The sequence below is a fragment of the Mycobacterium sp. genome, from assembly GCF_025933915.1.
Taxonomy (GTDB): Bacteria; Actinomycetota; Actinomycetes; order Mycobacteriales; family Mycobacteriaceae; genus Mycobacterium.
The window spans coordinates 19,560-27,586 of record NZ_JAICZA010000054.1; the positions used below are offsets into that span (position 1 = coordinate 19,560).

The 8,027-nt window shown below is 65.6% G+C and carries 7 protein-coding genes and 1 tRNA gene; 3 read left to right on the top strand and 5 right to left on the bottom strand.

Annotated elements, in window-relative coordinates:
- Nucleotides 1-241: 241 nt before the first annotated feature.
- Nucleotides 242-3,403 (bottom strand): adenylate/guanylate cyclase domain-containing protein, encoded by a 3,162-nt coding sequence (locus tag Q0W90_RS11060; protein ID WP_297774541.1) that lies wholly within the window; start codon nt 3,401-3,403, stop codon nt 242-244.
- A gap of 215 nt (nt 3,404-3,618) precedes the next feature.
- On the opposite strand from Q0W90_RS11060, the gene Q0W90_RS11065 reads away from it, so the two are divergent.
- On the top strand, nt 3,619-3,741 hold the full coding sequence (locus Q0W90_RS11065) for a hypothetical protein (protein ID WP_297774533.1): 123 nt from the start codon (nt 3,619-3,621) through the stop codon (nt 3,739-3,741).
- 37 nt (nt 3,742-3,778) lie between these two features.
- On the opposite strand, the gene Q0W90_RS11070 is transcribed toward Q0W90_RS11065, so the two are convergent.
- The 3 genes from Q0W90_RS11070 to pgm all read right to left on the bottom strand — a co-directional run bounded on the left by Q0W90_RS11070 (nt 3,779) and on the right by pgm (nt 6,803).
- A tRNA-Ala gene (locus Q0W90_RS11070) sits at nt 3,779-3,851 on the bottom strand.
- A gap of 40 nt (nt 3,852-3,891) precedes the next feature.
- Nucleotides 3,892-5,169, bottom strand: a complete 1,278-nt coding sequence (locus tag Q0W90_RS11075) for an MFS transporter (RefSeq protein WP_297593876.1) — start codon at nt 5,167-5,169, stop codon at nt 3,892-3,894.
- Complete coding sequence (pgm, locus tag Q0W90_RS11080; RefSeq protein ID WP_297774535.1) at nt 5,166-6,803, bottom strand: phosphoglucomutase (alpha-D-glucose-1,6-bisphosphate-dependent); 1,638 nt, start codon at nt 6,801-6,803, stop codon at nt 5,166-5,168. Before pgm ends, Q0W90_RS11075 begins: the two co-directional genes overlap by 4 nt.
- Before the next feature lie 101 nt (nt 6,804-6,904).
- On the opposite strand from pgm, the gene crcB (Q0W90_RS11085) reads away from it, so the two are divergent.
- Together crcB (Q0W90_RS11085) and crcB (Q0W90_RS11090) are read left to right on the top strand one after the other, a co-directional pair.
- Nucleotides 6,905-7,303: a fluoride efflux transporter CrcB gene (gene crcB / locus Q0W90_RS11085; protein WP_297593872.1), complete on the top strand. Its 399-nt coding sequence runs from the start codon at nt 6,905-6,907 to the stop codon at nt 7,301-7,303.
- On the top strand, nt 7,300-7,683 hold the full coding sequence (crcB, locus tag Q0W90_RS11090; RefSeq protein WP_297774537.1) for a fluoride efflux transporter CrcB: 384 nt from the start codon (nt 7,300-7,302) through the stop codon (nt 7,681-7,683). The genes crcB (Q0W90_RS11085) and crcB (Q0W90_RS11090) overlap by 4 nt, the downstream gene beginning before the upstream one ends.
- 1 nt (nt 7,684) lies before the next feature.
- On the opposite strand, the gene Q0W90_RS11095 is transcribed toward crcB (Q0W90_RS11090), so the two are convergent.
- Nucleotides 7,685-8,027, bottom strand: a 343-nt coding sequence (locus Q0W90_RS11095; protein ID WP_297774539.1) for a GNAT family N-acetyltransferase, incomplete at its 5' end; no start/stop codon positions are given.

Sequence of the window (8,027 nt, forward strand, 5' to 3'; positions counted from 1 at the left end):
ACCCCGCCACAACCACTGCCCGCAACGCCATCGGCGACTGCACCAATCAGCACTGACACCAGCCCTGGTCAGGTCGCATCATCCAAGCCGACTCGGAGTGTTATGGGGCACAGGCCAATCCGGGGAGCTGCATGGGCGACTAGGGCCTTCGGGATTCCATCGGCGTCGGCCTCCCACCGACGGATCGAACCTTCAACGTCGGTACACAGAAAGGTCACCACCCCCGAAGGAGCGGTCGTCGTCATGGCATCGCCTCGGCCCAGTCCATATGTCCCTCGAAACCAAGCGTTTTCGCCATGTCGCGGTAGCGATCCCTGAAGTCCGCGTACGTCACGGCATCGCCGTGAGCCCCCGCCAGCAGAGCCTGCAGCCGCAACAGCCAGATGTCACGTATCACCAGACCCTCATCGGCTGGCGCGGCTGCTAACCGCTCGGTTGCGGCTTCCGCTTCGACCAGGTAATCGTCGGACCCGCTGTCGAGAAGTGTCTCCACCAGAACACCGGTCGCAGGAATGCCCCACGCCAGCAGCTGTTCACCGCGGAATAGATGGTCAACGGCGGCGCGCCCAAGCGGTATGGCGCCATCGCGATCTTCACGCCGAGCCCTCTCATGTGCCAAGTAGAGATTGATCATCGGTACCTCGGCTAGGTTGTGCCCCCCTCGCAGGAACACCTCGGCGACCTCGGCCAGGAGCCTGTGTCCGAGGTCGCGCTCCGCAGCCGTGTGGCGGTGTATCAGTGCCATGCCCATTGTCGCCCGGGCATTGGACACTGCGAGATCATCTCCGGATCGTTCGGCGATCTGTACGGCATCCTCGATCTCGTGCATCGCGGAATCGTCGGGCCGCAGGGAGCCAGTCGCTATGCCCGGGAAATAGGCATAGGCGACGACCATGGCGTAGGACAGGGGATCGCTGCGAGCCATGGCCAGGCCCCCCTTCAGGTCCTCGCGCCATCCAGGACGACCCAGAAAGTACCGGCCAATACCGCGCATGGTGAACGCGAGCGCTAATGGACAACCGATGATGAAGTTGCCTTTCGACGAGTCACCATTGGCCAGGTCGATGACCCTCTGTGACCATCGCTCCACGTCATTAGCCTCGATGCATTCAGCCTTTGCGTAGATCATCGGCACAGACAGCCCCACGATGAAGGTCTCATCGCCGATTGACTCGATGAGGGTCCAGGCTTCCGATGCCAGCTGCGACGCCTCACGCATCCGGTCCCGATACGCGTGATCCATCACAAGCCCTGCCATGGCAATGGCCAGTGAGGCTTTGTCCTCGACGGCGGCGCACAACTCCCGCAGTTCATCAAAGCGGTCACCGGCAACATTCACGTGGACTCGCCAGGCGATCCCGCACAACATCGTGCGAGGAGCAATGCGCATGGCTGCCCCGTTGGGGCCCTCTGCGGGTAATGCGTCGGCAATCTTTTGGGCGCGCTCCCAACTTTGTCGCGCCGCGGTGATGTCGCGGTTGGTCGCCCACGTAGCCGCGCGCATGTGCCAGCCGTAGGCCGCGTGCCTATCACCAGCGGCCTCCAGATGTTCGGCAATCATGGCGGCACTTTCATCAGCCGAGGCAGGGTCACGTGCTTTGATTGCGGCCGCGACGCGCCGGTGCAACTCCGCCCGATCCGACTTCAGCTGTGACTCATAGGCCACTGTCCGGATCAGCGGGTGGTGGAACACATACTCGGGGTCTCCGGTGAATGTGATCTGGTCGATCAGCTCGGCCGCCAGCAAATCCGACAGGGTGGGATCAATCCCGAGCGTTTCCAGCAAGCCCCGGCTGAAGCGCGAACCGATCACCGCCGCAGCACTCAAGGCGCGCTTTGCCGCCGGGTCAAGGCGGTCGATGCGCGCGGCGATGGTTGCCTGCAGGGTCGCCGGAACGCTGACCTCGTCAACCTCTACCGCCGAGATGTATGCGCCTGGCTCACCACGCAGTACGCCGCGCTCGGCCAGGTCGCGCACGATCTCCTCAGCGAAAAACGGGTTGCCGGCGGCCCGGTCGGCGATCTTGTGGCCCAGTGCATTAACCGAGGGATCCTGGCCGAGCATCCCGGCGACCAGCGCCGTGGTCTCTGAATTACTCAGCGGCGCAAGGGCAATGGTTGGAGCACCGCCAACCCGACCCAGCGGGCCTTCGTACTCCGGCCGGTAGCTGACCAGCACGAGCGAGGGCGTCTGCGGGATCACCCTGACGAAGTCGGCCAGCATCGACTCGCTGACCTCGTCGATCCAGTGGGCGTCCTCCACGACATAGACCGCCGGGGTTTCGCGGGCCAACGAGGCGGCGTTGACCAGCGCGGTCAGCCGCCGCCGCCGCGCATCCGGGTCGATCTTAGGCAGTTCGACCTCGGGATCGGCGACGCCCAGCAGGTCGTCAAAAAGCACCAAGTCCTCGGGCTCCGAACTAGGAAATTGAGCCCGTATCCGCGCGCGTGCGGCCAGCGGGTCAAGCCCGGTGATGCCGGTAATCGCGCGCAGCAGCCGTGCCACCGCATGAAAGGGGACCTGGCTGGTGTGCGACTCGCAAAAGGCGCTGAACACCTCCACACGCCGGGTGGCCGCCATCGCCGCCACCTCGCGCACCAGACGACTCTTGCCGATGCCGGGCGGCCCCACCACACCGACCACCGCGCCGTGCTCCTCAATGGCACGCTCCAACAACCCCTCGACGGCGGACATCTCCCAGCGCCGACCTACCAGGTTGGACTCAGCGCGCCCGCCAGGGCGATGCCGTTCTCCCATGCCCACTAGCTGGTGAGCCGCCACCGGCTCATCGACACCTTTGATCTGCACCAGCTCCGGCTCACCGAGGGTCGCTGCGCCCTCAACCAGTCGTGCCGTGGACGCGCTCAGCATCACCCCACCCGGGGGAGCCGCCGACTCCATCCGTTGCGCCATCCCGACTTGCTGACCGACGGCGGTGTAACCGAACGGCCCCGAGCCGATTTCACCGGCGATCACCTCACCGGAGTTCAGTCCCACCCGGACCTGCAAATCCACACCGTCGCGCACTCGGACCTCGACGGCAAGCCGCTCAGCCTCTTCTTGGATGCCCAAGCCCGCCAGGCAGGCCCGGACGGCGTGGTCCTCCAAGGCTACCGGCGCTCCGAACACCGCCATGATCCCGTCGCCGGTGAACTTGTCCACCCTGCCGTCGTACCGCTGCACCACCGCGGCACCGCGGTCGGCCAACTCGGCCATGATCTCGCGCAGCCGCTCCGCACCCACCGACGCAGCGATGTCCATCGAGTGCACCACATCGGCGAACAGGACGGTGACCTGCTTGTACTCCGCGCGGTTACCAATGTCCTTGACCGGCGAGCCGCACCCGTCACAGAACCGCGCACCCTCACGCGGTTCAGTGCCGCACGTCCGGCACGCTGCTATGGCCGTGACCCGACCCTCCGCCCCTCTGCCCCCCAGGTGCTCTCAGGATAGGCGATAGGACACCGTGTTAGGGCCTGTCAGCTGACCGTGATCCGGCGAATACCCATAGCGAGCACATGGGGTCACCCCCGATAGGGCTTGCTTGACTACCGAGGGCTAAACGCCCCGGTGCCCTCAATGCGGCGGTGCGAGTCAGGCGCATCCCGCTAACCCGTGTGAAGGCAACAATTGCGGCGCGACGAACCCGCCGCGAGATGCTGTTCCTCACCAACGACGAGTTCGCGATCCTGATCGAAGCAATCACGACCCATGGCGAGGCATTGACGACTATTTCGTAAGGCGTGGAATTATGTCTCTGAGCTGGGGATATGCGAGTGGAGCTAAGGGGACTCGAACCCCTGACCCCCACACTGCCAGTGTGGTGCGCTACCAGCTGCGCCATAGCCCCAAGTCGTGCTCATCGAAGCTACACCACCGGTAACCGTCCTTCAAAGTTGCTGTTCAGGCAGATTTAACGTGTGCGGGGACGGCAAGTGATCGGGCTCGGGCTCGGGCACCGTGCGGGTTTCCGGCGCCACCACCCAGCCGACCGCGGCGATCAGCAGCACGACTCCGCTGATGGTGAAACCCCAACCGTAGTTCAGCCGCTCGGCGACCCAACCGAGCGTCATTGAGCCGACGATCGCGCCCAGGTCGGACATCATCTGGACTGCCGCCACCGGACTGCCCGCGCGCGCCTCGCTGCCCAGGATGTCGGCGACCGCGGCCTGCATCGGCGACATATAGATGCCCGTTACCGCACCGACCGCGACCGCCGCGGCCAGAAACGTCGTTAATGACGACGCGGCGCCCAAGAAGATGGTCGCCACACCGGACAGCGCCAGGCCCACGATCATCAACGTCCGGCGTCCCATCCGGTCGGACAGGTAGCCACTGGGGATCATGGCCAGCGCGTTGCCTCCGGCGAACGCAGCGAGCGCAATGCCGATGATGCCGACGCCGCGGCCCATGACGTCAGTGATGAACAACGGGACCAGGGCGACGCGAAGGCCGAACGCCGACCAGCCGGTCGCGAAGTTGGCTCCTAGCGACGACCAATAGGCACGGAAGCGCAGCGCCTCTCGCATCGTCACCGACGATCGCGTCGGCGGCCCCGGGGCGGCCAGGGCCGAATTCCGCAAGCTGTAAAACAGGACCACCGACACACCGAGCAGCGCGACGCCGTACACGATGAATGGTGCGGTGAGCCCCCAACCGGCCGCCAGGGCGCCGACGGCCGGGCCGGCGACCGCGCCCACCATGAACGACGTGGTGAACAGGCCCGCGACCCGTCCGCGCGAGTCGGGCGGGCTGATATGGATCATCAGTCCCAGTGCCGACACGTAAAACATCGTCGATCCGATGCCGCTGATGACGCGGAAAACCAGCAATTGCCAGTAAGCCTGGGAAAACGCACACGCCGCGGTGGAGACCGCAACGATCAGCATGCCGCTGATGTAGATCCGCCGCTCTCCCAGCCGCTGCACCAGTTGCCCGCTTATCGGTGCAAAACACAGCCGGCTCAACGAAAAGACGGTGACCAAGAAAGTCACCGCCTTGATGCTGACTCCGAAACTGCGGGCGAAAGAGGGGAGCGCCGGTGAAATGACTCCGTAACCGAGCGCAACCATGATATTTGCCCAGCTAAGGATCCAAACTTCGCGCGGTAGACGGGTCGAACGCAGCGCGCGTCCCCCCGGACGGGCAAGGCGGGGGGAAAGGGTCACCCAATGACTTTATTAACTACCTCGCGCGCAGTTTCTTGCACCTCCGCTAAATGCTCGGGTCCGTTGAAGGATTCCGCGTAAATCTTGTACACGTCCTCGGTGCCCGACGGTCGCGCAGCAAACCATGCGTTGGCCGTTGTCACCTTCAATCCGCCCAATGCGGCGCCATTGCCTGGGGCCTCGGTCAGCTTGGCGGTGATCGGCTCCCCCGCCAATTCCGTCGCGGTCACCCGATCGGCGGACAGCTTGGCCAGCCGGGCCTTTTGGTCGCGGTTGGCGGGCGCGTCGACCCGCGCGTAATACGGCGTGCCGTACCGGGCGGTCAGCTGTTGATAGCGCTGGGAGGGACTCGCGCCCGTGACGGCCTGAATCTCAGAAGCCAGCAACGCCAGGATGATGCCGTCCTTGTCGGTGGTCCACACCGAGCCGTCGCGCCGCAGGAATGATGCCCCGGCCGACTCCTCGCCGCCGAAGCCGATGGTGCCCCCGATGAGGCCGTCGACGAACCACTTGAATCCGACCGGCACCTCGACCAGCTTGCGGCCGATGCCGGCGACCACCCGGTCGATCATGGACGAACTGACCGCGGTCTTGCCGACGGCGATGCCGCCCGGCCACGACGGCCGCTGCGTGTAGAGATATTCGATGGCCACCGCCAGGTAGTGGTTCGGGTTGAGCAGCCCCGCGTCGGGGGTGACGATGCCGTGGCGGTCGGAGTCGGCGTCGTTGCCGGTGGCGATCTGGTAGCGGCTGCCGGACATCGTGCGGATGAGTCCGGCCATCGCGTCCGGCGAGCTGCAATCCATCCGGATTTTGCCGTCGTGGTCGAGCGTCATGAACCGCCACGTCGCATCGACCAACGGATTGACCACGGTCAGATCCAGGCGATGCCGTGCGGCGATCTCGCCCCAGTAGTCCACGCTCGCCCCGCCCAGCGGGTCGGCGCCGATCCGCACCCCGGCCGCGCGGATGGCATCGATGTCGACGACGTCGGGCAGGTCGTCGACATAGTTGCCGAGGTAATCGTGGCGCTGCGCGGCCTGCAGCGCGCGGGCCAGCGGGATGCGCTTGACGCCCGCCCCGTCACGCAGGATCTCGTTGGCGCGCTTGGCGATTGCGTCGGTCGCGCCGGTGTCGGCCGGGCCGCCGTTGGGCGGGTTGTATTTGAAGCCGCCGTCCGAAGGCGGGTTGTGCGACGGCGTCACGACGATCCCGTCGGCCAGCGCGTCGGTGCGACCGCGGTTGTGGGTGAGGATGGCGTGGCTGATCGCGGGGGTCGGCGTATACCGGTCGCGGGAATCCACGACGACCACCACATCATTGGCGGCCAGCACCTCCAGCGCCGAGACCCAGGCCGGCTCGGAAAGGCCGTGCGTGTCCCGGCCGATGAACAACGGGCCTGTGGTGCCCTGAGCGGCGCGGTACTCGACGATGGCCTGGCTGATCGCCACGATGTGGGCCTCATTGAACGCCCCGTTGAACGACGACCCGCGATGACCCGAGGTGCCGAATGCCACCTGTTGGGCGACGTCGCCGGGATCGGGCTGAATCGAGTAATAGGCCGTCACCAGGTGGGGCAGATCGACGAGGTCTTCGGGTTGGGCCGGCTGACCGGCGCGAGGGTTGGCCACCATGGTTACCAATTCTGCCCGTGTCCGAGGTCCCCCGGCCCGCGCCGGTCGAGACTTCCGCCATACGCTGCGTAGCGCACCGGCAAACGAAGGGGACCGACCCAGTGGCTCAACGGGACTATCGCGAACTGGCCGCGGTGTTTGCCGGTGGGGCGCTGGGCTCGCTGGCCCGCGCCGCACTGAGCAGTCTCGCCGGCGGCGACCCGGCGCGCTGGCCCTGGCCGACATTCACGGTCAACATCGTCGGGGCGTTTCTGGTGGGTTACTTCACCACCCGACTGCTGGAGCGATTGCCGACGTCGAGCTATCGGCGCCCCCTGCTCGGCACCGGATTGTGCGGCGGTTTAACCACTTTTTCGACGATGCAGGTCGAGACGCTGAAGATGCTCGAACACGGCCACTGGGGACTAGCCGTCAGCTACACCGTCACCAGCATCGTGCTGGGACTGCTGGCGGTGCACCTTGCCACCAAATTGGTGCGCCGGGTCAGAGTGCGCCGGTGAGCGCGACCGTGGCGACGACCGCCGTGGTCTGGGTGGGCGTCGCGCTCATCGGGGGCATCGGATCGGTGCTTCGCTTTGTCATCGACCGTGCGGTGGCGCGCCGGGTTTCCCGGCCATTTCCGTTCGGCACGCTCGTCGTGAATGTCAGCGGCGCAGCACTTCTCGGCTTTCTGAGTGGCCTGGCACTGAACAAGGAGGTGGCCCTGCTGGCCGGCACCGCGTTCGTCGGCGCCTACACCACGTTCTCCACCTGGATGCTGGAGACGCAGCGACTCGGCGAGGAGCGCCAACTGCGCGCCGCGCTCGCCAACATCATCGTCAGCGTCACGTTCGGTGTAGCAGCGGCGTTCATCGGGCAGCGCATTGCCGGGCTGATCTGAGTCAGGCGCGCGGGACGTCGTCGGCGGTGCGGGGCAGCACGTAGAGCGCCATGCGCCGATTCGCCATGTCATGCTCGCCGAGAAATGTGCAGCCGCCACGCTCACAGAACTTGCGCGCCAACGCATTGCGGTGGTCGGGGTCGAACATGATTCGGCGACAACTCGGGTCGAGGGCGAAGATGCTACCCACCAAATGTGGCAGCAGGTAACCGACGTGTCCCCGTTGGATGTAGTCCAAATCGGCGACCGCGACGTGCAGACCCAGATCGTGGGGATCATGGTCGTAGCGGGTGGCGATGGAATCCTTTGCGGCCCTGTATAATTCGATATACGCGCGATCTACC